Annotated in this window: 25 protein-coding genes; 16 read left to right on the top strand and 9 right to left on the bottom strand. The window is 48.4% G+C overall.

Features of this window, described 5'->3' with window-relative positions:
* Window positions 1-25 precede the first annotated feature (25 nt).
* From cobT to cobC, 4 genes are all read left to right on the top strand, one after another.
* Window positions 26-1036, top strand: a complete 1011-nt coding sequence (gene cobT, locus N2K84_RS02415; protein WP_282590173.1) for a nicotinate-nucleotide--dimethylbenzimidazole phosphoribosyltransferase — start codon at window positions 26-28, stop codon at window positions 1034-1036.
* A gap of 146 nt (window positions 1037-1182) precedes the next feature.
* Window positions 1183-1944 carry an adenosylcobinamide-GDP ribazoletransferase gene (locus N2K84_RS02420; protein WP_282590174.1) on the top strand — a complete coding sequence of 254 codons (762 nt, stop codon included), beginning with the start codon at window positions 1183-1185 and terminating at the stop codon, window positions 1942-1944.
* 230 nt (window positions 1945-2174) lie between these two features.
* A complete protein-coding gene (locus tag N2K84_RS02425) occupies window positions 2175-2627 on the top strand; it encodes a transposase (RefSeq protein ID WP_282590175.1) in 453 nt (150 codons plus the stop codon).
* 186 nt (window positions 2628-2813) lie between these two features.
* Window positions 2814-3371 (top strand): alpha-ribazole phosphatase, encoded by a 558-nt coding sequence (gene cobC, locus N2K84_RS02430; RefSeq protein ID WP_282590176.1) that lies wholly within the window; start codon window positions 2814-2816, stop codon window positions 3369-3371.
* Here the strand turns inward: cobC and N2K84_RS02435 are convergent.
* Window positions 3368-3823 (bottom strand): helix-turn-helix domain-containing protein, encoded by a 456-nt coding sequence (locus tag N2K84_RS02435; protein ID WP_282590177.1) that lies wholly within the window; start codon window positions 3821-3823, stop codon window positions 3368-3370. The genes cobC and N2K84_RS02435 overlap by 4 nt on opposite strands.
* A gap of 471 nt (window positions 3824-4294) precedes the next feature.
* On the opposite strand from N2K84_RS02435, the gene N2K84_RS02440 reads away from it, so the two are divergent.
* From N2K84_RS02440 to N2K84_RS02450, 3 genes are all read left to right on the top strand, one after another.
* Window positions 4295-5782 (top strand): cobyric acid synthase, encoded by a 1488-nt coding sequence (locus N2K84_RS02440; RefSeq protein WP_282590178.1) that lies wholly within the window; start codon window positions 4295-4297, stop codon window positions 5780-5782.
* Window positions 5783-5913: 131 nt separating this feature from the next.
* Window positions 5914-6840: an adenosylcobinamide-phosphate synthase CbiB gene (cbiB, locus tag N2K84_RS02445; protein WP_282590179.1), complete on the top strand. Its 927-nt coding sequence runs from the start codon at window positions 5914-5916 to the stop codon at window positions 6838-6840.
* A 153-nt stretch (window positions 6841-6993) separates the two neighbouring features.
* Window positions 6994-7644 carry an HAD hydrolase-like protein gene (locus tag N2K84_RS02450; RefSeq protein ID WP_282590180.1) on the top strand — a complete coding sequence of 217 codons (651 nt, stop codon included), beginning with the start codon at window positions 6994-6996 and terminating at the stop codon, window positions 7642-7644.
* Here N2K84_RS02450 and N2K84_RS02455 read toward each other — a convergent pair.
* The 5 genes from N2K84_RS02455 to N2K84_RS02475 all read right to left on the bottom strand — a co-directional run bounded on the left by N2K84_RS02455 (window position 7577) and on the right by N2K84_RS02475 (window position 12322).
* Entirely contained in the window at window positions 7577-8134 is a 558-nt protein-coding gene (locus tag N2K84_RS02455) for a hypothetical protein (RefSeq protein WP_282590181.1), read from the bottom strand. The genes N2K84_RS02450 and N2K84_RS02455 overlap by 68 nt on opposite strands.
* Window positions 8135-8271: 137 nt before the next feature.
* Window positions 8272-9291: a phenylalanine--tRNA ligase subunit alpha gene (gene pheS / locus N2K84_RS02460; protein ID WP_282590182.1), complete on the bottom strand. Its 1020-nt coding sequence runs from the start codon at window positions 9289-9291 to the stop codon at window positions 8272-8274.
* Window positions 9292-9360: 69 nt separating this feature from the next.
* Window positions 9361-10692: a peptidylprolyl isomerase gene (locus N2K84_RS02465; RefSeq protein WP_282590183.1), complete on the bottom strand. Its 1332-nt coding sequence runs from the start codon at window positions 10690-10692 to the stop codon at window positions 9361-9363.
* On the bottom strand, window positions 10689-11504 hold the full coding sequence (locus tag N2K84_RS02470) for a peptidylprolyl isomerase (RefSeq protein ID WP_282590184.1): 816 nt from the start codon (window positions 11502-11504) through the stop codon (window positions 10689-10691). Before N2K84_RS02470 ends, N2K84_RS02465 begins: the two co-directional genes overlap by 4 nt.
* Complete coding sequence (locus tag N2K84_RS02475; protein WP_282590185.1) at window positions 11501-12322, bottom strand: peptidylprolyl isomerase; 822 nt, start codon at window positions 12320-12322, stop codon at window positions 11501-11503. Before N2K84_RS02475 ends, N2K84_RS02470 begins: the two co-directional genes overlap by 4 nt.
* A gap of 179 nt (window positions 12323-12501) precedes the next feature.
* Between N2K84_RS02475 and N2K84_RS02480 the strand changes: the two genes are divergently transcribed.
* The 4 genes from N2K84_RS02480 (at window position 12502) to N2K84_RS02495 (ending at window position 15444) form a co-directional block, all read left to right on the top strand.
* On the top strand, window positions 12502-13107 hold the full coding sequence (locus tag N2K84_RS02480; RefSeq protein WP_282590186.1) for a GNAT family N-acetyltransferase: 606 nt from the start codon (window positions 12502-12504) through the stop codon (window positions 13105-13107).
* Window positions 13108-13369: 262 nt separating this feature from the next.
* Entirely contained in the window at window positions 13370-13606 is a 237-nt protein-coding gene (locus N2K84_RS02485; protein WP_282590187.1) for an acyl carrier protein, read from the top strand.
* Window positions 13607-13741: 135 nt separating this feature from the next.
* Window positions 13742-14554, top strand: a complete 813-nt coding sequence (locus N2K84_RS02490) for a mechanosensitive ion channel family protein (RefSeq protein WP_282590188.1) — start codon at window positions 13742-13744, stop codon at window positions 14552-14554.
* A 5-nt stretch (window positions 14555-14559) separates the two neighbouring features.
* Complete coding sequence (locus tag N2K84_RS02495; RefSeq protein WP_282590189.1) at window positions 14560-15444, top strand: DUF3078 domain-containing protein; 885 nt, start codon at window positions 14560-14562, stop codon at window positions 15442-15444.
* Window positions 15445-15687: 243 nt separating this feature from the next.
* On the opposite strand, the gene N2K84_RS02500 is transcribed toward N2K84_RS02495, so the two are convergent.
* Genes N2K84_RS02500 through N2K84_RS02510 form a run of 3 tightly spaced genes read right to left on the bottom strand, consistent with a single transcriptional unit; the run spans window position 15688 to window position 16664 of the window.
* Window positions 15688-15897: an RNA-binding S4 domain-containing protein gene (locus tag N2K84_RS02500; RefSeq protein WP_282590190.1), complete on the bottom strand. Its 210-nt coding sequence runs from the start codon at window positions 15895-15897 to the stop codon at window positions 15688-15690.
* Window positions 15898-15906: 9 nt separating this feature from the next.
* Entirely contained in the window at window positions 15907-16260 is a 354-nt protein-coding gene (locus N2K84_RS02505) for an MmcQ/YjbR family DNA-binding protein (protein WP_282590191.1), read from the bottom strand.
* Window positions 16261-16301: 41 nt separating this feature from the next.
* The gene (locus N2K84_RS02510; protein ID WP_282590192.1) at window positions 16302-16664 is read right to left on the bottom strand and encodes a YraN family protein; all 363 of its coding nucleotides are present in this window, start codon (window positions 16662-16664) and stop codon (window positions 16302-16304) included.
* A 137-nt stretch (window positions 16665-16801) separates the two neighbouring features.
* Here N2K84_RS02510 and N2K84_RS02515 point away from each other — a divergent pair, with 137 nt between their 5' ends.
* The 5 genes from N2K84_RS02515 to N2K84_RS02535 all read left to right on the top strand — a co-directional run bounded on the left by N2K84_RS02515 (window position 16802) and on the right by N2K84_RS02535 (window position 24370).
* Window positions 16802-18037, top strand: coding sequence for a TolC family protein (locus tag N2K84_RS02515; RefSeq protein WP_282590193.1), 1236 nt, complete (start codon window positions 16802-16804; stop codon window positions 18035-18037).
* Window positions 18038-18050: 13 nt separating this feature from the next.
* A complete protein-coding gene (locus tag N2K84_RS02520; protein WP_282590194.1) occupies window positions 18051-19250 on the top strand; it encodes an efflux RND transporter periplasmic adaptor subunit in 1200 nt (399 codons plus the stop codon).
* Between the two features lie 18 nt (window positions 19251-19268).
* Window positions 19269-22373 carry an efflux RND transporter permease subunit gene (locus N2K84_RS02525; RefSeq protein WP_282590195.1) on the top strand — a complete coding sequence of 1035 codons (3105 nt, stop codon included), beginning with the start codon at window positions 19269-19271 and terminating at the stop codon, window positions 22371-22373.
* Window positions 22374-22603: 230 nt separating this feature from the next.
* Window positions 22604-23248, top strand: coding sequence for an RNA polymerase sigma-70 factor (locus N2K84_RS02530; RefSeq protein WP_282590196.1), 645 nt, complete (start codon window positions 22604-22606; stop codon window positions 23246-23248).
* An 81-nt stretch (window positions 23249-23329) separates the two neighbouring features.
* On the top strand, window positions 23330-24370 hold the full coding sequence (locus N2K84_RS02535; RefSeq protein WP_282590197.1) for a FecR family protein: 1041 nt from the start codon (window positions 23330-23332) through the stop codon (window positions 24368-24370).
* Window positions 24371-24448: the final 78 nt, after the last annotated feature.

The following is a 24448-nucleotide window of genomic DNA, read 5'->3' on the forward strand; positions in this document are numbered from 1 at the left end:
TTCAAATAATAAAAATTGACGATAAATGACAAACTCACTAAAAGACCAACTTCAACACAAAATTGACCTGAAAACCAAGCCCACCGGGTCATTGGGACAACTGGAACGCATTGCCCTGCAAATCGGGATGATCCAGCAGACTCTTTCGCCCGAGTTAAAAAATCCGGCCATGCTGGTTTTTGCCGGCGACCATGGCCTGGCCGATGCTGGTGTGAGCCCGTATCCGAAGGAAGTAACCTGGCAGATGGTGATGAACTTTTGTGCCGGTGGCGCCGCCATCAATGTATTTTGCAAGCAAAACGGCATCAATCTGAAAGTGGTAGATGCCGGTGTTGATTTTTACTTTCCGAAAGACATGCCAGTCATTAATGCCAAGGTGGATATGGGCACCAAAAACATGTTGGAAGAACCGGCCATGACCGTTGAACAGTGCCAGGAGGCTATGATGCGCGGGGCAGAGCTGGTGAAATCCGAAGCCGCTGCCGGTTGTAATGTTATTGGTTTTGGTGAAATGGGAATTGGTAACACGTCGGCGTCGTCGCTGCTGATGCACCGCTTTCTGGGGCTGCCCATTGAACAATGTACCGGCAAAGGTGCAGGTATGGTGGGCGACAAGCTCGACTACAAAACATCAGTCCTGAAAACCGTTTCAGAAAAGTATAACCCCACTTCGGTTGAGGAAACACTGGCTACCTTTGGCGGTTTCGAGATTGCCATGATGACAGGCGCCATACTGGAAGCCAGGAGGCAGCAGATGGTCATCCTGGTGGATGGCTTTATCACCACGGCAGCCACGCTGACTGCCATTCAGTTTGACGCCTCGGTCCGCGACAACTGTATTTTCTGTCATGCGTCGGAAGAACAGGGGCACCAGCTGATTTTGGAACATCTGCAGGCGGAGCCGGTCCTGAGTCTGGGCATGCGTTTGGGTGAAGGTTCGGGCGCTGCGGTGGCTTATCCGGTCATCCAAGCAGCGGCAACTTTTCTGAACGAAATGGCCAGCTTCGAAGATGCCGGGGTTTCGAATAAAGGGTAATACAGATTTTTGGATTTTCAGACTGCTGGATTATCAGACTACTGTAAATTGACTATTCCTGCGGTTTAGGTCGATGCTTGGGCAGCTACCCGAAAATCCAATGATCCGGCAATCCAGTTATCCAGAAATCTAATAATCCGAATATCATGAGAACACAACTCAACCTCTTTCTCACCGCGCTGATGTTTTACACGCGCATCCCGGTGCCCAAAACGCTGGAGTACTCGCCGGAGCGGCTGAACCGTTCAACTCGTTATTTCCCGCTGATTGGCTTGATCGTGGGTGGGCTGGGCGCTGCGGTATTCTACGGCTTGGTGCAGTTGTTTCCGGTAAGTTTGAGTGTGTTTTTGAGTATGCTGGCGACCATTTTGCTCACCGGTGCATTTCACGAAGATGGCTTTGCCGATTTCTGCGACGGTTTTGGAGGAGGCTATACGCGCGAAAAGATTTTCACCATCATGAAAGACAGCCGAATTGGAACCTACGGAACCATAGGTCTGATTGGCATGCTGGCGACCAAATTTCTGGCGCTGCAAGCCTTGCCGGTTTATACCGTTCCGCTGGCCTTGGTGGCCGGGCATGCTTTTGGCCGCCTGATGCCGGTACTCGTCATTTTTACCAGCCAATATTCGCGCGAGGACGAGCTGAGCAAAACCAAACCCATCGGCAAACGGGGCAGAAACTCCGACCTGCTGCTGGCTGTTTTCTTCGGGCTGGTCCCGGCAGCGCTTTTCCCGTGGCAGTTGATGGCTGTGGTATTGCCGGTGTCGTTGCTCATTACCTTCCTGTTCAAAAAATACATCGAACGGAAAATTGGGGGCTACACGGGCGATTGCCTGGGCGCCTTGCAACAAATCATTGAGGTGTTGTTTTATTTGTGTTTGCTGGGGGGCAAAGGGTTGATTTAACGTTTCGGAATAAATAAGGTAATAAGGTTTGCCGGGAATTGGGTTAATGTTTTCTACTAAGGTGGGCTAATGAAAATAAGGTTTCTCCGTTGTTTTTAAAACGGGTTACAAAACCTTATTTTGGTAATTAACCTTAGTAGCAGGACAAATGGAACAGATGACAACCTTATTACCTTATTTGAAATAGAAAAATAATGCTGTAAATTGACGGTCAACCTAATTCAATCAGCATGAAGATAGAATACAATAATTTGTACACTCATTTTGTGTTTACCACCCTGAGCCGTCAGGCCTGCATTCATGAAGCCTCGCGCGAACGTATTGAAAAATATATCACCGGAATTGTCAATAACAACGAATGTCAGCTGTATGCAGTCTATGCCAACCCGGAACATGTTCATTTTCTGGTTTCCCGTTCGCCCGGTGTTTCCGAACAACGTTTGGCTACGATTGTAGCCGAGAGTTCACAACGGTTTATTCACGAGAATAAATTGGTTGCCGGAAGTTTTCAATGGCAGCAAAGTTGTTCGGCTTTTTCTGTATCAAAAAGTCATGTTAACAGAGTTTGTAAATACATTCTGAATCAGCCGGAGCATCATAGGAAACATACCTTTGCCGAAGAGTACGAGGAGTTTATTAAGCATTATCAGCAAGCTATTCAAAAAGGGTTCGATGGGGAATAAGGTAATAAGGTTTACCAGAATTACGATTAGCAATTTTTCCTACTAAGCTTGACTATCCGATAAGGTTTATCGACGCTTTTTCAAAACCTTATTTTTTGTAGTTAACCTTAGTGGCAAGACCAACAGAAGAGACAGTAACCTTATTACCTTATTGGGTTCACCTCTGCCAATTTGCAAAACATATCTATGTTCAACGATCATTATATGAAAATTACCGCCATCCGCCACACCCGTGTTGCTGTGCCTCCCGGAATTTGTTACGGGCAGACTGATGTGGCTTTGGCGCCCACTTACGGCCACGAGCTGGAACAGGTGAAACAGAAGCTGAACGGAGCCACATTCGATGCCGTGTTTTGCAGTCCGCTAACGCGTTGCCGCCAACTGGCACAGGATTTATTTCCAGGGATGGTTATTCAGTTCGACGAACGCCTGATGGAGCTAAACTTTGGCCAATGGGAAATGCAGCCCTGGGACACCATCAGCGAAACGACGGAAGCGCAGGCCTGGTTTGCCGACTATGTAAGCGTTCGGACTCCCGGCGGCGAATCGTTCCGCGACCTGATCAGTCGCACCGGCGCTTTTCTCGACGAGTTACAGAATAACAACGAAACGAATGTCGTGGTGATCACGCATGGCGGCATTGTGAGGGCTCTGTCATGCCTGTTGAACCGGACTGCACCTTTGGACGCGTTTCAGCAACGGGTGGATTACGGCGAAGTATTTGAATTTACCTCAGCGCATTAGTCATAAAAGTAACTCACCTGCTTCCCGTCTTTCTTCAGGCTTCGGTACTCCCAGGGTTGCATGTGTTGGTAGGCCTGAAAAAACTGGCTGAAACTACTTTGCGACAGGTTCAGCATGCGCCCGATTTCCTTAAACGTGAGGGACGTGTGTTCCAGCAAATCGCAGGCAACCAGGCGCAGGTATTCGTTAATCCAGTTGTGGGCGCTCATCCCTGTCAGGCAACGAATGGCCCCGTCGAATTGCCGCGGATTGGCGCCCAGCATCCGGGCATAATGCGGTGCAGGCCGCTTCCCGTTGGTGACAATAAGCCGGGCCAACAGGTCGAGATAGCTGTTGCCGCTCGGAATGGCCTCGTTGACAAAGCTTGGCAGTTTGTGTTCGGTGGTTTTGTCGGTTTCCCGAAGGCCTGCATAAAGCATCTGCGGCGTAACGGGTTGATAGTTGATTGGCATGGGTGATATTTTTTCTCTTCAAGTTAACGTAAAATTTAATCATTCCCGACATTTTCCTAAAGTATTTAAGCCAATAATTTAGGAAAAAGTACAAAGTGATAAAATATTGGTACGTAAACTTTAGGACTATGTACAAGGTGATAAAATTAACAAACCTTTAGTTTAGGAAAATGCACAAAGGGATTAAATAATAGTGGGAATACTTTAGGAAAAGGTACAAGGTCTTTAAATTTTGAATTAGTAAATTTAGGAAAAAGGACAAAGGCCTAAAGTTTAGATGAAAAATGGCGCCGGTTTAGACAAATGTCTTCGTGTGAGCGAATTGAAAAATCGAACCGCCCTGGGCAAGCTGCCAAAGCGAATTTAAACCTGTTCAATTATCCCGTGAAAACCCCCTGTTTGCTCCGGTTTCTGCTATCTTTGGAACGCTTTTTCGGAAGGACGATCGTGTTTGTAATGATTTTAATGAATATGAAACAACAGCTTAAGCTCAAACCCATCCTGTTTGTCGGAACCGGCTCCGATGTGGGCAAGTCGGTGATCAACGCCGCGTTTTGCCGCATTTTTAAGCAAGATGGTTACCAACCGGCCCCGTTCAAAGCGCAGAACATGTCGCTGAACTCGTATGCCAGCGCCGAAGGTTTGGAACTGGGCCGCGCGCAAGCCGTGCAGGCCGAGGCTTGCGGCATTCCCTGCCTCAGCGCCATGAACCCCATTTTGCTGAAACCGACCAGCCACACCAAAGCCCAGGTGGTGCTGAACGGCAAACCGATGGGCGACCAAACGGCGCAGGAGTATTTCCTGAAAACCGACCGCGACTACTTGTTTTCCGAAGCCATGAAAGCCTGGCGCTCGCTCGATGCGCGCTACAATCCGATTGTGATGGAAGGTGCGGGCAGCATCTCGGAAGTGAACCTGTGGGACAAGGACATCACAAACATGCGTGTGGCGCTCGAAACCGGCTCGCCCACGATCTTGGTGGCCGACATCGACCGCGGCGGCGTATTTGGCAGCGTGTACGGTACCATCAAGCTGCTGCCCAAGGCCGAGCGGAAACTCATTAAGGGTATTCTCATCAACAAATTCCGGGGCGACATTGCTTTGTTTGAAGATGGCCGAAAGATGTTGGAAGAGCTGACCGGTATCCCGGTGATCGGTGTGGTTCCCTACTTCACCGACATCCACGTGGAGCAGGAAGACAGCGTGGTGATCGATTTCAAACGCGGCAGTGTGAAAGACGATGGCAAGGTGAATGTGGCCGTGGTGCTGCTGCGGCACATGAGCAACTTCACCGACTTCAACATGCTGGAGCGCATGCCCGATGTCAACCTGTATTATTCGGCCAACCCCGAGGAGATTGCCAAAGCAGATGTGGTGCTGGTTCCGGGCTCCAAGAATACTATTTCCGATCTGATGTTTCTGCGCGAAAGGGGTTTGGCCAAAGCCATTTTGCAGGCTGCCGAGGCGGACAAAGGTGTGTACGGCATTTGCGGCGGCTACCAGCTATTGGGCGAAGAAATCCGCGACCCGCATCATGTGGAGGGCGAAATTGACGCCATTCCGGGTCTCGGGTTGTTGCCGGTTGTCACCACCCTGACACAGGACAAACGCACCGTGCAAACCGATTTCAAATTTGCCGGTCGCGACGAAGCTTGCTCGGGTTACGAAATTCACATGGGCGTTACCGAACTGAAAAGCGGCCAACCCTTGTGTACGCTGAACGACGGCTCGGCTGACGGCTGTATGGTTTCGCCCAAACTGTGGGGCAGCTACCTGCACGGCATCCTCGACAACAAAGCGGTGGTGGAAGATATCCTGAAAGCCAACCAACTCAAGGCTGAAGTCGCCGAGTTTGATTACGCCAAATTCAAGGAAGAACAATACGATAAGCTTGCCGCCCACGTTCGTGCCCATGTGGACATGGACTATGTGTATGCGGTGATGCAGATTGATGAATAAACACAGTAGATTGAGGGCTTCACTTAAAGTGAAACCCTCAATAAAGCCGAGTCATCCCGAACTTGTTTCGGGATCTGTTTCAAATAAGAGAAAGGTCCTGAAACAAGTTCAGGATGACTTGAAAAGCATTTATGGACAATAGTTATTTACTCATACTCCCGCTTCTCACCGGTTTTGCCCTCGATGGCCTGCTGGGCGATCCGCGCTGGCTGCCGCACCCTATCCGGTTGTTTGGCTGGCTGATTGCTTGGTTCGAGAAGCGTTTCAACCGGGGTAAAAATCGCAAGCTGAAAGGAGCATTAACTTCGGCTTTGCTGGTTGGCGGTACCTGGGCTGTGCTTCATTTTGTGTTTGTTTATCTGGAAGGCTATCCCGCTGTTTTCATCATTACGGCATCCGTCGCCGTTTTCTTTGGTTTGGCCAACCGTAGCCTGGTTTACGAATCATGGCTGGTGATCCGTGCCCTCGAAAAAGAAGGGATCGAGGCTGCCCGCAAACAACTGAGCTTTATCGTTGGCCGCGATACGACGAAGCTGAATGAGCAGCAAATTCGCACAGCCGTGCTCGAAACCATGGCCGAAAACCTGAGCGATGGCGTGATCGCCCCGCTGTTTTTTTATGCGCTGGGTGGCGTTCCGGCGCTTTTCGCCTACAAAATGGCCAGCACCCTCGACTCGATGATTGCCTACAAAAGCGAGCGCTACAAAGACTATGGCTGGTTTGCCGCCCGCCTGGATGATTTGCTCAACCTGGTTCCCGCCCGGCTGACGGCGCTGCTGATGGTGTTGGTTTCTCTCAGTTGGAGCGGTGTGCAGCATGTATTCCGATACGGTCACCGGCACGCCAGCCCCAATGCCGGTTACCCCGAAGCGGCCCTTGCCGGTATTCTGAAATGCCAATTTGGCGGGCCAAATGTGTACCACGGCAAACTGGTCAAGAAACCTTACATCGGCCACCACCAAAAACAAATTAGCACCAGCGATTTTTGGTTTGCGGCTTATGTGAATATGGCTAGTGCTGTGGCGATGGTAGGAGGGATTGTGTTGGTGTTTATTTAGGCACTTTAGAAGACTCATCTTCTTACCTAGTTCAAGAATCAGGTTTCACTATTTTAATGTGCGATTAATAATTTTTAAGGTTGGAGTGTTTTAAGCATCGAGGAAATCCGGATGCCATTTATTTGTATTTTCTTTGCACCAAAATCGTTATTCATGGTCAATTATTCACATATCATTTTCGATCTGGACGGGACTTTATTAAACTCAAAAGTTGGGATTGAAAACTCGTTAAACTACATGTTTTCACGAATGGACCACGACCGGATTGGCTCCGTGGTAGTAGACCGGCTGATTGGCCCGCCCATCCAGGATGGACTGAAAAACGTGCTCGGCTTTGACGAACGTCAGGTGGAGCTTGGCGTTCGCTTGTTCCGTGAATATTACAGCACAAAAGGTTTGTACGAAGGCGAATTGTATGCGGGCATCGCTGAATTACTGGCTGAGCTGGCCGACAGGGGAACGAAACTTTATGTGGCGACCTCGAAAAAAGACCGTTTCACTGAAATCGTGCTGCGCGAATTTGGTCTGGATCGTTATCTGACCGATTTTCAAGGCTCGGGCGATGGCGGTCTGCATACCAAAGCAGGTATTATTACGCAGCTGCTCGATCGGAACCAATTGATACCTTCACCGAACATGGTGATGATTGGCGATACGAAATTTGATATTGTGGGTGGAAAGGCCAATGAGATCAGCACCATTGGCGTGGGCTACGGTTATGGCGATGCCGACGAAATCAGATCACTTCAACCCGACTATTTTGCAGATGACGTGGATGACTTAACCGAGCATCTGGTTTACTAGGAACAAGCGATAGGCGCAATTGGTCGATAAAGAAATCGGAAGCTTCTTTCTCCTGCAAACGCTCCTGTTCCTCCAGCAAGCGGGATTCTTTTTCCATTTCGGCAATTACTTTCTCCAGGCTTTTCAGCGAACTGGCTGTAGGCAGTGCCTGGCGAACAAGGTTTTTCAGAATGAGTATGCCAAACAAGGTTAGGATGGGCACATACCAGACAAAAGCAAAAGCTCCAGCAAAAAAGAAAAGCAGGTTAAATGCGGCGATGATGGTCCGTTTGGTTTTTTGGTTGCGTGGGGTGATGGCGCTTTGAAGCCCGTTTAAGTTAATCTTTTTCAGGTAGTGGTTGATCTGCTTGTTGGCTGTCAGGCTTTCGATCGTTTCGCGTGAATAGGTCAGTTTCAACCCCCAATATTGAGTCGCGGCAAAGTAAGCCGACTTGTATGCAGCGTAAACGCTAAATGCTATCGCTGCTAAAATGTACAGAAGTAACCCCATCGCATAACTTTTATAAATCGAAAAGCAATTCCCAAACCTGCCTGCAAATTAAATAAATAATCAGCAACAAAAACCACCTGCCCGTGAAAAATCATTCCAAATAAGCAGGTGGTTTTCAGTTGCTTTCGATTTATTGATTAGTAGGCCGACTCGAATTGTCGCAGGAAGCGGACGTCGTTTTCGAAGAAATGGCGGATGTCTTTGATGCCAAACTTGAGCATGGCAATCCGCTCAATGCCCATTCCGAAAGCAAAGCCGGTGTATTTTTTCGAGTCGATACCGCACAGGTCGAGTACATTTGGATCGACCATGCCGCAGCCCAAAATTTCGAGCCAGCCGGTATATTTGCATACGTTGCAGCCTTTTCCGCCGCAAATGGAGCAGCTCACATCCATCTCAGCCGATGGTTCAGTAAACGGGAAATAGGACGGGCGGAGGCGGATTTGCGTTTTTTCGCCAAACAGCTCACGAGAAAAGTACAACAAGGTCTGTTTTAAATCGGCAAACGACACGTTTTCGTCCACGTACAGCCCTTCAATTTGGTGGAAGATACAGTGTGCACGGGCCGAGATGGCTTCGTTGCGGAACACGCGACCGGGGAAAATGGCCCGGATAGGGGGCTGTGTTTTTTCCATTACCCGCACCTGCACGCTGGAGGTGTGGGTGCGCAACAGCACATCCGGATTTTTTTGGATAAAGAACGTGTCCTGCATGTCGCGGGCCGGGTGTTCGGGCGGAAAGTTCAGCGCCGAGAACACGTGCCAGTCGTCTTCAATTTCCGGTCCTTCAGCCACGGTAAAGCCAAGACGTGCAAAGATTTCGATGATCTCATTTCGCACAATCGACAGCGGGTGCCGGGTGCCGGGGCGCATCGGTTCGGCAGGCATGGTTAGATCATCGCTACCAGCCTGTTGGTCTGCATTTTCAAAGCTTTCTTTCAGCTCATTTATTTTTTGAAGGGCAAACTCTTTCAGTTCGTTGATGGCTTGTCCGACGGCCTTTTTCTGGTCTGCCGGAACGTTTTTAAAGTCGGCAAACAATTGGTTCAGCAGGCCTTTTTTGCTGATGTATTTAATGCGAAGTTCTTCAACCTGTTCCAAGGCCGAAACACTTACCGATTCCAGTTCTTCTTTTAGTTGTGTAATTTTTTCTAACATCTTCGTATGCTGTTGAATGGAGGCACAAAGATAATGAATGCGCCTGTAAATGCTAAAACATGCCGGTTTTTATTTGATGATCGTAATCTTTCGCAGGCGGATATCCTGCAAGGGTCGAAAATCGCTGTCAACCGGCAGCTGGTTGATTTTGTCGGCAACGTTCATCCCGTCAACTACTTCACCAAAGATGGTGTATGAACCATCGATGTGCGGTGCTCCGCCAATGGTTTTATATACCTGGCGCTGGTTGGCAGAGAACCGGTAGCCGGTTTCCTTTTCAATTTCGTTGAGTTCCTGATCAGAATAAGTACGCCCGGTAACAATGTAAAACTGCGAGCCGTCAGAGCGCCGCTTGCTGTTGCCACGATCAGGTTTCCGGGGTGAACCGATCATCCCACGTTTGTGAAAAAATTTCGGCACAATATGGGCCGGAAGCGTATAACCGGGGCCTTTCCATCCCACAATGTCGTCTTTCCCGGCATAGCGGGTGTCGGCAGCGCCGCTTTGGATGCAAAATCCTTTGATAACACGGTGAATGAGCAGGCTGTCGTAGTAATTTTCATTCACCAGTGCGATAAAATTGTCACGGTACTCGGGCGTTTCGTTGGACAGGCGGATACGAATATTTCCCAAGTCGGTTTCGAGCAGCAGACCCTTGATTTTGCTGTTGGCCTCGCTTACCGCTTTGCTGGCTGTGGTTTTTATATTTGTTAGCGGTTGCGCTTCCCGGTTGGCTTTTCTCATCAATTCTTTTATGATCGTTGATGGGATGACGAGCGGTTGGTTTTCATAGTCGATTACCTCCGAGTAGCCAAGCCCGATACAAGCGCCATCGGCTAAAAATACGGGCGTTCCGTAATATTGCGACCGGAACTGGTTGGAAACGTGGTAGCGCATACTTCCTTTCACATTTCCATAGCCGGTAATTTGCCCGCGGTGGAGCGGCAAGGTGTTGTTTTGCGGTTTGGCCAGAAAAAGCGATTTCTCGCCGTTGACCGCAATGCCCTCGTGCAGCGGGAGTCCCCTTCGAATGATGCCTTCGGTTTGGAGCAGAATGAGGTCGTTGATCCGGTCGATGGCCACAAAGCCGGTGATCTTGAATTTTTTGGTTTCGTCCAACGGCGTGATTAGCGCATCAGTGGCCTCCAGTAAAGGGGCTAGTCGGCAAACTACGAGATTACTGTCCACAAAAAAAGCGGTTTCGCTTTCCAGGAACCGGCCCTGGTCGAAACTTTCGATCCTGACAACGGACGGTACAAATCCCATGAAGCCATCGTTCGTTGAGATGGCTTGTTCGGTTGGCTTGCTTTCTTTTGTTTCGCTGCTTTTCTTTTCACCCGGCGAGCAGGCAACAAACCACAGGGGTATGACCAGAATGAACAGGCGGGTAATTAACTTCATTGGATGATGGTTACGTTGATTTTAACATCGGTGAAGGGGCGGTTGTTGCTGTCGGTTTCGAGGGCTGCTATTTTGTCAATCACCTCAAAGCCCGAGATGCATTCTCCGAAGATGGTGTATTTCCCGTCCAGATCGGGATAGCCGCCCACTGTTGTGTAGGCTTTGCGCTGTGCTGCGGAAAATTCTAGGATGCCCTGATCGAGATGATAGCGAGAGTCGATATCTTTCTTCACCCGACCGGCCAACTCGCGAAATTCTTCCACCTTGTTTTCGGCTTTCAATTCTTTTAGTTTTTCCCGAATGTCAGGGGTGAAAATCTGCTCGGTCACTTTTTTTCGGATGGGTCGGTTCACTGCAAGCTCAAGTGTATCCAGTTCGCCTTCAGTAAAAACCTGCCCTTTTACGATGTAGAACTGGGAGATGTCCGACTGCTTAAAGGGGTTCACCTCGTCGGGTTGGCGCGGGGCACAAAGCGCTCCCTTTTTGTGGAAATGGGCGGGAATGATTTCATCGTCCACCGTGTGTTCCGGATCACCGTACCCGATACGTTTTCCGGGTGCCGCATTCCGCGATGACTTGGAGCCACCTTGTATCAAAAAATTCTGGATGACCCGGTAAAACAGGGTGCCGTCGTAATAGCCTTCGTTGGCCAGTTTGATAAAGGCATCGCGGTGTTTGGGCGTGTCGTTGTACAGGCGAAAACGCATGGTGCCCAAGTTCGTAGAAATCTCAACAATACGTTTATCCTGAGCAGTGCCATCAATTTGAGATGAGAATAAAAAACAGGCTAATACAAATAAATACTTCATCATTCAATCACTTTCACTTTCATTTTCAAATCGGTTTTGGGCCGGTCAAACTGGTCCGTCTCTGTGGTAGCCAATTTATCCAGCACGTCCAGTCCTTCTACTACTTCGCCAAAAACCGTGTAGTTCATATCCAGCGACGGATAACCACCAATCGACGTGTAAATATTTCGTTTGGCCTCATCGATTTTAAAAGGTGGTAAGGCAGCAATTTCTTTTTCGGCTGCTTCGCGTATCTCCGCCACCCTCACGGCAAACTTATCCTGGTCACCAGCTTGGCGCAGTTGGTTCAGTTCCTGCTGATGCTGCACGAAATATTTCCGGTGTACGTCCTGCGCCCGTCGTGCATTTAGCTGCATTTCGAGCGAATCCAAGGCGCCGTTGGTAAAAACCGTTCCCTGCACAATATAGAATTGCGAGCCGGAAGACCGTTTTTCCGGATTTTGCTGATCGCCTTGCCGGGCAGCGGCCAGCGCCCCTTTCTTGTGGAAAAGCGCCGGGTTAATCTCTGCCGGGAGCGTGTAACCCGGGTCGCCGCCTCCCAACCGTTGTCCGGGCTGTGCGTTTTTCGATGCGGGATCGCCCCCTTGTACCATGAAGTTTTTGATGACGCGGTGAAAAAGCAATCCGTTGTAAAATCCTTCGCGTGCCAGTTTCAGAAAATTATCGCGGTGTTGGGGCGTTTCGTCGTATAGTTTAAGGATGATATCGCCAAATTCTGTTTCAATTTTTACCTGCACGTCTGTTTCTTTTGTTTCGGTATTTCCGCAGGAAAGGTTGAAAAACAAAGCCAGCAGCAAGATGGTTCCAATCAGTTTGTTCATAAAATTTTGCATTTCCACAAATATAAGTACTGTGATGTGTTTTATGTCATTTTTCGGGCCTTCAATATACTGAGATTATAGCGATCATGAAAATAATAGGCAGGTCTGCTACCATAATCATGCTGTCAGGCCGTAAAAGCCGGACTTATTTTTTGAAAATCAATCCTGAAAATTTTCCGATGAAGCTGGTTCAGCAGAAAACAATTAATTTTGAAAAATGGAAAACACAAATCCTGCATATGAATGAACTGGTAGTGAATGAGTTTATCCGATTGGAACGTATCAAATATTCCCACGCGTTTCAAGTGTTTCAGGCAATTGACCGGAACCGGGAGTTTCTTTTGCCCTGGTTGCCTTTTGTGGCGATGACCTGCACACAAGAGGATACCGAAGCGTTTATCCGGTCGGTGATGGCATCTACGGTTTCGGGGAAAGAAGATGTTTTTGTGATTTGGTACCAGGATCAGTTTGCCGGGCTGATTGGCCTGAAAGATACCGATCATATCAACCTCAAAACCGAAATTGGATATTGGCTTATTGAAGCGCTGGTAGGAAGGGGAATTATGACACGGGCAACGCGAACCTTGATTGGTTTTGTGTTTGATACGATGAATATGAACCGGGTGCAAATTAAATGCGGTGTAGGAAATGATAAAAGTGCTGCCATCCCCAAGCGACTGGGTTTTCGGTTTGAAGGAGTTGAACGGGCCGGCGAAAAGCACCAAGACCGTTTTATCGACCTGGAAGTTTACAGTTTGTTAAAGTCGGAATGGAAAAATCACTAAATCGTTCAACTATCACTTTGTTCAATAGTCCTCAATAATTCTTTCATTTTGATAATTTTATGGCTTGCTCTTGATGTTTTATGGCGGGCGAGTGATCAACTGTCACATTTTGCGCCTTTTAAGTCCTGTTAATATATGTAAAGGTGTAAACTTTTATTCATTAGAACCGTTTAATGTTTTGTTCGATTTTTTAATTTTGACCCGATCTATTTAAGCAGAAAACCAGAAAACGTGTAAGTTGTACGTTAATTTTTTAGCCACTATGGAAAACAGAACACTCAGAAGAACTTTGTACCGAGTATTAAGGAAAACAGGAGTTTCGAGAACCGATATCGAACTGGATGCTTCTTTTCAGGAAGATTTGAAATTTGATCAGGTTGATTGGGCCTTGTTCCTGTATTATCTCGAAGACTCTTTTAATATTAATATTGACGACAATGATGTGTCAAGATTATTTCAGGTAAAAGATTCCTTGGACCTGGTCAAAAATATCGCATAAAGGGGATATTTGATTGGTTTATTTCTAAGGGCATTTCGGAAGGAATGCCTTTTTTTATGTATTCCGGCTGAATTTTTTGCTTTCGTTCGGGGAATTCTGTTTAACTTTAAAAGAAACTTAAAAACTTAGTGTATTATGGAAATGATTGAAAGCTTCTCTACCTGGATTACCGGAATTGTTGTTACCTATGGGGTGAAATTCCTTGTGGCACTTGTTGTCCTGTTTATTGGTCTGTGGGTAATTCGAATGATTACCAAGGCAATGAGCCGGGTTATGGAGAAAAAGAATGTGGATGCTTCGCTGCGTGGATTTTTGAACAGCCTTACCGGAATTTTGCTGAAAGCCATGTTGTTTATCACCGTCATCAGCATGATGGGAATTCAGATGACATCTTTTGTGGCCCTTCTTGGTGCGGCCGGTTTGGCAGTTGGTATGGCCTTGTCGGGGACACTGCAGAACTTTGCCGGTGGAGTCATGATCCTGATATTTAAGCCGTTCAAGGTAGGTGATTACATCGAAGCTCAAGGCTACGCCGGTTCGGTTTCCGAGATACAGATTTTCATTACCGTGCTGAAAACACCTGATAATAAAACCATCATCATCCCGAACGGCGGACTTTCCACGGGATCCTTGATCAATTATTCCGCCGAAGAAAACCGCCGGGTTGACTTTTCGTTCGGCATCGCTTATGGCGACGATTATGACAAGGCCAAGTCGCTTCTGTTGAAATTAATCAAGCTGGATTCTCGCATCCTGGCAGATCCTGAACCATTTGTAGCCCTCGGCCAACTAGCCGACAGCTCGGTGAACATTACCGTTCGTGTGTGGGTGAATAGTTCAGACTACTGGGGAGTCTTCTTCGATATGAATGAAACGGTTTACAAAGAATTTGAGAAGAATGGGATGCACATTCCGTTTCCACAGTTGGATGTTCACCTTCAAAAATAAACACCATGAAAAAATTTCTGATGGCCCTTTTTTGTATGCCGTTGCTGGCAGGTGCACAAGCGCCTGCCGATTCGGTTAAGGTTTGGAAAACAGGGGGATTCGCTTCTCTGAGCTTTACACAAGTATCGCTCTCGAACTGGGTGGCTGGTGGAAAAAGTTCGGCATCGGGAACCTTGCTGATCAGCACATTTGCCAACTACCAGAAGGACCGGATTAGTTGGGAAAACTCACTTGATATGGGCTATGGCATTCTGAAAGAGGGAAGCGAAGATTACATTAAATCGGATGATAAAATTGATTTCAATTCAAAAATTGGTTTGAAATCGGGTGGAAATATTTTTTATTCGGCTTTGTTCAATTTCAGGTCGCAGTTTACCAACGGTTATAATTATCCCGATCGCGACAATCCGATTTCGCGGTTTTTGGCTCCCGGATATTTCACGTTGGCACTGGGGGCCGATTACAAACCCAATGATCAATTCTCGTTGTTTGTTTCACCATTGACCGGTAAATTAACCGTTGTCACGGATGATGAATTGTCGGACCAAGGTGCATTTGGGGTTGATATCGGAAAGAAAAGCCGGTCTGAAATGGGCGCTTTCCTGAAGGCACAGTTTAAAACGGAAGTGGTAAAAAATGTCAATCTGGAAACCAAAGCGGACTTTTTCTCCAATTATCTCGACAAGCCGGGTAATATTGACATTCATTGGGATGTCATGATCAACATGAAAATCAACGATTACCTGTCGGCCAATGTGGTGACCAATTTGATTTATGATGACGACGTAAAAGTACCGATTGATGACAACAACGACGGGATTGCCGAACGAAGCGGTTCGAGGGTACAATTTAAGGAACTTTTTGGTGTTGGATTGAACCTGAAATTTTAGCTTTTCAAAAAAACACGAAAATGGCCAAAAACATATCGTTCATGAGCTGGGAGTAGGGGTTTCATGCAAAAATAGGGGGTGTTCATACAATAGTGCGTAAAAAATTTGAAGGATTGGAAGTGAATGAATTACCTTTGGAGTGCGATTGAAATTTACTACCATTAGTAATTAAAATCAGTTTATTTTCTTTCATTCCACCTTCACACAAGCATTCCAAGCCGGCGGGGTCTCTGCCGGCTTATTTTATTTCACCATAATGATCACATGTTCGTCAAATACCAATTTGTCGCCTTTGCGGATTTTGGCCCGTTTTCGGAATTCCACTTCGCCGTTCAGTTTCACCAGTCCGTCTTCGACAACCAGTTTGGCCTGCCCGCCCGATTCCACCAGCCGGAGGAGTTTGAGCAGTTTGATCAGTTCGATGTATTCGGTTTGCAGTTCAAATTCAATCATCAGTCGGATTTAAAGGTTTGCCAATTGGTCTTTTTGTGTTTTGGTCAGTTTTTCTGCCACCAAATTGTACGAGTGGTCAATCCAGCTTTCGATCAGCCGGTCGTTTACCGAGCCATTAATGAGTACTGTGTTCCAGTGTTTTTTATTCATGTGATAACCGGGTAGTACGCAAGAATACGATTCGCGCAGCTCAACTGCCGTTTCCGGGTCGCATTTCAGGTTTACTGTCAAATCGTCCTCCAAATCAGTAAGGGCAAATATTTTCCCCATCACCTTAAAAACCAAGGTGGTTTCGTCGAATGGAAACTCCTCGGTAACACCCTTTTTCGAAACGCAATAATTTCGTAGCTCCTCAATGTTCATACGGAAATGCTTTGGGTCAAAAATAACGATAATTCCCGATTTCAGGCAGTAGGATAAAAAGCATCCTTAAAATGTTCCAGTTCAAAGTTTTGTCCGTAAAAGATGATGGAAATTACATCAAAACGCGTGTCCAGCTTGCTGTCGGTTTTAAAAATGAAGGCCTCGGCAGCTTCCACAAGATACCGTATCTTTTTGTTGCTCACGGCCTCGGAAGGGTGCTCAAAAGTAGTACCCGTCCGCGATTTTACTTCTACAATCACCAACTCGTTGCCATCACGGGCAATGATGTCGATTTCGTAATGATGAAAATGCCAGTTGGTTTCCAACAGCTCGTAGCCGAGTGAACGTAAATGTTGGCGGGCAATTTCTTCGCCTTTGTCACCGATCTCTTTTTGAAGGCTCATGGGTTTGTTTTTTGAAAGAAAGCAAGTTAATGTATTAACGCTCCGATTCAAATTTCGTAAATTTAATGGAAAACAAATTTCTTTCCTGATTGTCTTTTTAATTCAAACATTTGTTCTCCGTGAAAATTCATTCAGTCATGATCAAATTTTTAGTCTTTTTCATCCTGTTGCTTCCCGGCTTTTTAGGTGCACAGGAAAAACGGCTGCTGCTTTCCCACGCGGTAGATTCGGCCCTGATGAACCACCCCGGTCTCAATCAGGCACGTGCCGTTCTGGTGCAAAAAGAAAACGAGTGGCGCACGTTGACTGGCATCGAAGCGCCTGAAATCAGCTATTTCGAGGAAGGAATCGATAGCAAGGCAGCCAAGCCTTTTGAGGAAAGACGCTGGACAATTTCCCAAACAGTTGATTTTCCGCTGACCACTATTTACCGGTTGAAAGCTGTCAGGCAAGAAGCCGAGGCGTTGAGTTACCGCATCCGGGCGATGGAAAATGAGCTTAAGTCGGAGGTGAAATCGCGTTACGTGGAGGTGCTTTATGCCTTGTATCTGCAGGACTTGGGAAAGCAACAAAAGAAATTGGCGGACGAATTATACAATGCTGTTTATACTCGCTTTGAAACGGGCATCGGAAACGGAATGGATTTGCTGAATGCCGAGTTACAGGTGGCCGAGGCCGAAAATTCGCTCAGCGAAGCAGAACGTTTGCTGCATTTGGCGCGTTACAGCCTGTTTTATTTGATGGGGCTCGAGGTGCCCGCGATCAGCTACGACATTCAGTTTGCTGATAGCCTGAGCAGCACGGCCGTTGAAATTGACCAAATCCTGGCACTTTCAGTCTTGCACGAACAGCCAGCCTATACGGCTGCCCTGCATGAATATCAGGCATCACAATACAAATTAAAAGAGGCCAAAAGCAACCTCCTACCCGATATTCGTTTCAACCTGTACCGGCAAAATTATGGCGACGGATTTAATTATAATGGATTTGAAGTGGGGCTCAGCTTACCGGTTTGGCTGCCTTTCGGGCAAAAGGGGAAAATCAGGATGGCCGAAGCCCGGCAGACCGAAATTGAATGGCAGCAAAAAGACATTGAGTTGGAAATGAAGCAGAAAATTGAACATGCCTGGCATGGCTACATCAGCAGTAAGCAAATAATTGACCGCTACCAGCAAATCATGAGCGGCAAATCGCAGAAGTTGCAGCAGTTGAGTCTGGAAGCATTCCGGCTGGGCGAGATTGATCTGCTCAACCTGATCAACGCGCAACAAACCTTCTTATCCAATCAGAAGCAATACCTCGTGGCCTTGCGCGATTATTACCTCGAACTGGTTCAGTTGGAGAAATTTCTGAACAAAGAATTAGTGTATTAAAACGATAAGCACCATGACAACATTGAAAGAATATTTAATGGTTATTCTCTTTTTGGGGCTTCCTCTGACTTGGGCTTCGTGCTCAGGCGGTGGAGATAAAGTAACCACCGGGGAGGTGCAGGAAACTCCTCCATCCGTCGCGGGGCCGAGCGAAGGCAAGCTGATTGTCCGCCTCACCGATAAGGAGAAAACGGAGTTGAACATTCAGACCGCCCGGGTTAGCAGCAGCATTCAGCAATACACGTTGCAGGCCCCCGGTGTTGTGTTTCCGGCGCCCAACCATGTCAGTATTATCAGTACGCCTGTTGACGGACAGATTAGCGCCATTATGGTGCACGAAGGTCAATTGGTGCGGAAAGGCCAGGAACTCTTCAAAATTGAGAGCCTGGTGTTTGGGAACTTGGTTGCCGAATACCTGCAGGCCATTGCCGAAGAGAAGTTTCAGACCAGTCGGCTCGAACGGCTGAAGCAGTTGGTGGAGCAAACGATTAGCTCACGTTCGGAGCTGGAGCGTGCCATGTCGGATTTTCAGCGGGCGACGGCAGCTTCTATCTCTGCCTATGCGAAGTTGAAGGCCATCGGTGTGCCCGACCATGAAATTGAAGCGTTCAGCAATGCGGAGCAAATCGATCCCAGCCTGAAGATCCATGCCTCCATCAACGGAAGTTTCGACCAGCGCATGGTGGACCTGGGCCAGTCGGTGAATGCCCTGGAAAAATTGGGTCGCATAATCGATTTGGAGCAGGTACTCGTAAAAGGTTATCTGAGCCCGGCGGATGCCCGTTTTGTGAATCCCGGCGATAGTGTCACCATTGCCCAACGGGAGGGAAGTAGCCTGAACCTGAAAGCCCGGATTTCATCGGTTAACCCCGGCCTCGATGAAGATAATCGCTCGGTGGTGGTCAACATCGAAATTGTCCCCGAAAACAACTGGCCCCGGCCCGGTGAAAATGTCCGCCTCCAAATTAGCACCAGCTCGGTAGGCGAGGTGTTCGCCGTTCCGCTGCAAGCAGTGACCTACGACGGGAACCAAGCCATTGTGTTTGTTAAAATAGATGACCATACGTATGAAAAGCGGGCCGTGGACGTGTCGGAAATTCGCGACCGTTTTGCGATTGCTCAACACGGCATCAGCGATAATGAAGAGCTGGCCGTGTCGCAGGTTTTCAGCCTGAAAGCCCTCTCGCGCTACGAACTGATTGCAGAGGAATAACCGTCAAACCCGAAAAACATGTTACACCGGATTATCGAATTTTCTGTCAGACAAAAATATGTTGCTCTTTCGTTGGTGGTACTGATGGCAGTTGCAGGCGTGTATTCGCTCAGGCAGTTACCCATCAATTCACTGCCCGATGTTACGCCTGTGCAGGTATTGGTTATTACAAAAGCGGGGCGTTACTCGCCCTACGACGTGGAGAAACTGGTCAGCTACCCTATCGAAACGGCCATGAACGGCTTGCCCGATGTGAAGGAAGTCCGATCAATTTCGCAGTTTGGGCTCTCGGCCGTTACGGTTGAATTTGAAGAAAACACCGACATTTATTTTGCCCGGCAAATGGTTAGTCAGCGGCTGCAATCCATTGTTGACGAATTGCCGCCCGATGTGTCGGCCCCGCAGCTTGGCCCTATTTCTACCGCGCTGGGCGAAATCTATCAGTATGAAGTGAAGGGCGAAAATTATTCGCTCACCGAACTGCGGGAGATTCAGGACTGGCTTATTGCCCCGCAACTAAAGGTGGTGAAGGGCGTCACCGAGATCAATTCGTTTGGTGGCTTTGTCAAAGAATACAATGTCATTATTCAACCCGGAAAAATGCGGATGTACGGCGTGAACATCCAGGATATCATCGATGCTATTGGCAGCAATAATTCGGTATCCGGGGGAAATTTCCTGGAGCACAATCGCGAACAGTACATTGTGCGCGGTTTTGGACAAATCAACAAGAAGGAAGACATCCTCAATATTGTGGTCACCAAGTTGGGCAATACACCGGTGTTTATCAAGGATGTGGCCGAGGTGGAGTTGGGCACGCAAATCCGGCAGGGCGGAGTTACCCGCGACGGGCGGGGCGAAGTGGTTACCGGCATTGTGATGATGCTTCGCGGCGGCAACGGGCGTGAGGTGATTGCCGGTATCGAAGAAAAAATTGAATCCATCAACAAAAATCTGCCTGAGGGTGTGGTAATTGAAAAGTTTTACGATCAGTCGGACCTGATCAAACGGACCACAGGCACCATTACCACCAATTTGGTAGAAGGTGGTTTTCTGGTGATTGTGGTGTTGCTGCTTTTGCTGGGCGAATTTTCAGGGGCAATTATCGTGGCGATGGTTATTCCGTTTTCGATGTTGTTTGCCTTTATCGGCATGCGTGAGTTTGGGCTGGCTGCCAATCTGATGAGCCTGGGCGCGATCGACTTTGGGATGGTGGTGGACGGATCGGTGGTGATGGTCGAAAATATTATCCACCGTCTGCACGGAAGCGACAAAAAGGAACCGGCAGCAGAAACTATCCTGAAAGCTGCCCGGCAAGTGGTGCGGCCCATCTTTTTCGGGGTGCTGATCATCCTGATGGTGTATGTACCAATTATGACCTTCAGTGGGATGGAAGGAATCCTGTACCGTCCGATGGCGATAACGGTAGCAGCCGCCGTTCTGGGGTCGTTGTTATTGGCACTGGTGTTTGTGCCATCTATATCGGTCTTGGTATTTCGCCGCGGGGTGAAGCCCCGTAAAAACAGGCTCATCAGTTGGCTGCAACCCATCTACCGGCGCTTTTTGGAGCGTAACATCCAAAAGCGTGGGCTGGTTTTAGGTGTCGCCCTGGTGGTATTCGCGCTCTCTTTGGTGGTAATGGCGCGTTTGGGAAGCGAGTTTTTGCCCGAACTCGATGAAGGTTCCATCCTGGTGGAACAGGTTCGCATGCCGTCTGTCACTCTGGAAGAGTCGATTGAAAATGCCAATTGGCTGGCTTCCCAATTGATGAAAAACATCCCGGAGATTGAAACGGTGGTCCCCAAAACCGGACGCTCCGATTTGGCCAACGACTGGATGGGGGTGCATCAAACCGATGTGTGGGTGGTGCTCAAAAATCCGGATGAATGGCGCAAAGGGTTCACCAAGGAAGATATTGTTGCTCAGATTGAACCTTACCTGAAGACTGAACCTGGTCTGGCCTACAACTTTACTCAACCGATTGCCATGCGGGTGGATGAGCTGACCAGTGGGGTGAAATCGGATTTGGCCGTGAAAATTTATGGCGAAGATCTGGAAGAACTAAACCGCATTGGCGAGGCGATCTCGAAAGTTGCGGCCAGCCTGCCGGGGACTGATAACTATTTTGTGGAGCAGCCCATTGGGCAACCCTACCTAACCATTGAAATTGACCGCGAGGCGGTGGCTTCGTTTGGGCTGAACGTGGACGAGGTGCAACAGGTGATTGAAGCCGGCATTGGCGGCCAGATTGCCGGACAGGTGTACGAAGGGCAACGGCGTTTCGATATTTTGGTACGTTACCCGAAGGACATCCGGGAACAGCTTCAGCAAATCCAGGAAATTCCCGTGCACCTGGCAAACGGCCAGTTCATTCCTTTAAAACGGGTGAGCCGGATTGTTGCACAGGAAGGCCCGCGCGAAATTCAGCGCGAAAACGGCTGGCGACGGTTGATTGTGGGAGTCAATATCAAAAATACCGATATGGGCACTTACGTGGCCAATTTGCAGCAGGCAATTGATGAACAAGCCGAAGTTCCGCCGGGCTATTTTCTCGAATACGGGGGCACTTTCGAAAACCAGCGCCGGGCAATGAACCATCTGCTGTTAGTCGTTCCGTTGTCGCTTTTCATCATCATCGGCCTGTTGTACCTCAACTTCGGGCACATGCGTTTTGCACTCATCATTTTGCTGAATTTGCCGTTTGCCTTGTCGGGCGGCGTTTTTCTGTTGTGGGTCCGGGGTATGTACCTGTCGGTTTCGGCCAGCATTGGTTTTGTCGCCTTGTTTGGGGTAGCTGTGCTCAACGGCATTGTGTTGCTCGACCATATCAACGAACTGCGGAAAGAAAGCGACGGTCCGCTGAAAAAGCTGGTGGTGGATGGCGCCATCGACCGGCTTCGTCCCGTGCTGATGACCGCGCTGGTGGCCAGTTTGGGCTTCATCCCCATGGCCTTCAACTCAGGGCCCGGCTCCGAGGTACAGCGTCCCCTGGCCACGGTGGTTATTGGCGGGTTGATCACTTCCACCTTATTGACGTTGCTTGTTTTGCCAACCATTTACCTTTGGGTTGAAAAACGACGCGATAAGCAAAGCGGCAAAAAACAGTCGGCCACGGTTTCATAACTTTCCGCCTTTCGTGGTTTTGCTGTCCGTGTGCGTGGCGGAGGTTTCCGTCATCATGGGGAGAGTTTCCGTCTTCGCGAAGGAGGTTTCCGTCGGGGGTGTGAGCCGAATGGCTGTAATTTCGGCTGTCCGTGAGCAGGCGGTGGCAGTCCCTGAGCTACAAAAAAACGCGGGCTATTTTTTCATTTCTTCGAATGCTGTACATTTGGCAGCAGTGAAATCTGTCTTTCATGCAAATTCAGTCGTTACATAGTTCCAGTCCCGACACGTTGTTGCTGCACGAACTGAGCAGTGGCAATGTTCGCGCCTTCGATTTCATTTTCAATAAATATTACGACAATCTTTGCCGGTTTGCCTGTTCGTTTATTCACGATGCCGATATGTCGCAAAGCTTGGTGCAAAACGTGTTTGTGAAGTTGTGGGAGCGGCGGGTTTTGCTCGGTAAAATCGAAAACCTGGGGGGCTATCTTACCAGGATGGTACGCAACCAGGTGTCGGACTACCTGACAGAACTGAAGAAGATGGAGCTGAAACACGAGCACCGGGGAAGCATGGCCGATGATTCGACTGAGCATGAGATCCTGGGCCGCGATTTCGAGGAACGCCTGATTGTTGCCCTGGGACAACTCCCCCCACGGTGCCGACAGGCTTTCGAACTGAGCCGCTTCGAGAACCTGAGCAACAAGGAGATTGCCACCGAGATGAACATTTCGGTGAAGGGCGTGGAAGCGCTGATCGCCCGTTCGCTGAAAACGTTGCGGGTTGAGCTACGCGAATTTTTACCTTCTTTCAAACTGAAAAACAGCCCGTCCATCCTGTTTTTTATGCGGATGGCCAAACGGGGCCTGACCCATTTAACGTTGAAATGCAGTTAGTTTCCGAAAAGATTAGATTTTTTTCATTTTCGATGTAGGGTTGTCGCTGTCTTTTGGGGTCATCGGGGTAAAAGCAGAAAAATGGCACCCGATATTGATTCAATTTATGTCCTCATTTCCAAAAAACTGACCGGCGACATTAGCCCGGAAGATTCAGCCGTTTTGGATGAATGGCTGCGTAAAAGTGCGGCCAACCAAGCCGAGTTTGATGATTTGGCCAGCTTGTGGGAGAGATCGCAACGGCTTCATTTCCCCGGCAAGATTGATCGCCCCGCTGCCCTTAACCGGGTTCGCCGCCATGCCGGAGTCCGGAAAGTTGTCCCGAGTGGCCTTCGTTTGGTTTACCAGGTTGCTGCTGTGTTGCTGTTGTCTGTCCTCCTTTCAGGGCTGTATAACTATCTTACTTCCGAAAGCAAGCCTTCAGGTGAATATTTCCAGGAGGTGGTGGCCGCCTATGGCACCCGTACAAACGTTGATTTACCCGACGGCTCAACCGTATTTCTCAACTCGGGCAGTTCAATGAAATTTTCCAGCCAATTTGCTTCCCAAGACCAACGCCTGATCGAGTTGAAGGGAGAAGGCTACTTTGCCGTGGCCAAAGATCCAAACCGGCCGTTTATTGTGAAAGCCGGCCCTATTGAGGTGGAAGCGCTGGGCACCGAGTTCAATGTGGATGCCTACGAGCCGGAACATGCGATTGATGTGGTGTTGGTAGAAGGTAAAGTGGCCATCAATACAACCGATCGCCAAACCGCGAAAAAACTGCTGGTGCTGGAACCCAATCAGCTAGGCCGTTTCGAGGCAAAAGAAAATAAACTGATCAAAGAAAACACTTCCGATCTGGAGAAATACATAGGTTGGATCGATGGAAAAATGGTTTTCCTGGATGACCCAATCCGCGAGGTAATTCGGGAGTTGGAGCACTGGTACAATGTTCAAATCGAACTGACCGATCAGCGCCTGGCTAACTATCGCTTTACCGGGACATTCATTGACGAACCGGTTGAAGAAATCCTCAAGATATTCAGTATGACCTCGCCGCTGAGCTACGAAATAAGCCCGCTGGAAAAAGACAGCCAGGGGCGCTATCAAAAACGCTTAATCAAACTTAAAATGGAATGATATGAAACACTGACCACACACCGAACCCTTTGTAAATGAAAACAGGAAGGTGTTCCACCACCCTCCTGTTGTTAACAT

The organism is Gaoshiqia sediminis, from assembly GCF_025907915.1.
Taxonomy (GTDB): Bacteria; Bacteroidota; Bacteroidia; order Bacteroidales; family Prolixibacteraceae; genus Gaoshiqia; species Gaoshiqia sediminis.

Excerpts from the sequence above, each read along its gene's own strand:
- cobT (WP_282590173.1), top strand. The coding sequence starts at position 26 with ATGACAAACTCACTAAAAGACCAACTTCAACACAAAATTGACCTGAAA.
- N2K84_RS02420 (WP_282590174.1), top strand. The coding sequence starts at position 1,183 with ATGAGAACACAACTCAACCTCTTTCTCACCGCGCTGATGTTTTACACG.
- N2K84_RS02425 (WP_282590175.1), top strand. The coding sequence starts at position 2,175 with ATGAAGATAGAATACAATAATTTGTACACTCATTTTGTGTTTACCACC.
- cobC (WP_282590176.1), top strand. The coding sequence starts at position 2,814 with ATGTTCAACGATCATTATATGAAAATTACCGCCATCCGCCACACCCGT.
- N2K84_RS02435 (WP_282590177.1), bottom strand. The coding sequence starts at position 3,823 with ATGCCAATCAACTATCAACCCGTTACGCCGCAGATGCTTTATGCAGGC.
- N2K84_RS02440 (WP_282590178.1), top strand. The coding sequence starts at position 4,295 with ATGAAACAACAGCTTAAGCTCAAACCCATCCTGTTTGTCGGAACCGGC.
- cbiB (WP_282590179.1), top strand. The coding sequence starts at position 5,914 with ATGGACAATAGTTATTTACTCATACTCCCGCTTCTCACCGGTTTTGCC.
- N2K84_RS02450 (WP_282590180.1), top strand. The coding sequence starts at position 6,994 with ATGGTCAATTATTCACATATCATTTTCGATCTGGACGGGACTTTATTA.
- N2K84_RS02455 (WP_282590181.1), bottom strand. The coding sequence starts at position 8,134 with ATGGGGTTACTTCTGTACATTTTAGCAGCGATAGCATTTAGCGTTTAC.
- pheS (WP_282590182.1), bottom strand. The coding sequence starts at position 9,291 with ATGTTAGAAAAAATTACACAACTAAAAGAAGAACTGGAATCGGTAAGT.
- N2K84_RS02465 (WP_282590183.1), bottom strand. The coding sequence starts at position 10,692 with ATGAAGTTAATTACCCGCCTGTTCATTCTGGTCATACCCCTGTGGTTT.
- N2K84_RS02470 (WP_282590184.1), bottom strand. The coding sequence starts at position 11,504 with ATGATGAAGTATTTATTTGTATTAGCCTGTTTTTTATTCTCATCTCAA.
- N2K84_RS02475 (WP_282590185.1), bottom strand. The coding sequence starts at position 12,322 with ATGAACAAACTGATTGGAACCATCTTGCTGCTGGCTTTGTTTTTCAAC.
- N2K84_RS02480 (WP_282590186.1), top strand. The coding sequence starts at position 12,502 with ATGAAGCTGGTTCAGCAGAAAACAATTAATTTTGAAAAATGGAAAACA.
- N2K84_RS02485 (WP_282590187.1), top strand. The coding sequence starts at position 13,370 with ATGGAAAACAGAACACTCAGAAGAACTTTGTACCGAGTATTAAGGAAA.
- N2K84_RS02490 (WP_282590188.1), top strand. The coding sequence starts at position 13,742 with ATGGAAATGATTGAAAGCTTCTCTACCTGGATTACCGGAATTGTTGTT.
- N2K84_RS02495 (WP_282590189.1), top strand. The coding sequence starts at position 14,560 with ATGAAAAAATTTCTGATGGCCCTTTTTTGTATGCCGTTGCTGGCAGGT.
- N2K84_RS02500 (WP_282590190.1), bottom strand. The coding sequence starts at position 15,897 with ATGATTGAATTTGAACTGCAAACCGAATACATCGAACTGATCAAACTG.
- N2K84_RS02505 (WP_282590191.1), bottom strand. The coding sequence starts at position 16,260 with ATGAACATTGAGGAGCTACGAAATTATTGCGTTTCGAAAAAGGGTGTT.
- N2K84_RS02510 (WP_282590192.1), bottom strand. The coding sequence starts at position 16,664 with ATGAGCCTTCAAAAAGAGATCGGTGACAAAGGCGAAGAAATTGCCCGC.
- N2K84_RS02515 (WP_282590193.1), top strand. The coding sequence starts at position 16,802 with ATGATCAAATTTTTAGTCTTTTTCATCCTGTTGCTTCCCGGCTTTTTA.
- N2K84_RS02520 (WP_282590194.1), top strand. The coding sequence starts at position 18,051 with ATGACAACATTGAAAGAATATTTAATGGTTATTCTCTTTTTGGGGCTT.
- N2K84_RS02525 (WP_282590195.1), top strand. The coding sequence starts at position 19,269 with ATGTTACACCGGATTATCGAATTTTCTGTCAGACAAAAATATGTTGCT.
- N2K84_RS02530 (WP_282590196.1), top strand. The coding sequence starts at position 22,604 with ATGCAAATTCAGTCGTTACATAGTTCCAGTCCCGACACGTTGTTGCTG.
- N2K84_RS02535 (WP_282590197.1), top strand. The coding sequence starts at position 23,330 with ATGGCACCCGATATTGATTCAATTTATGTCCTCATTTCCAAAAAACTG.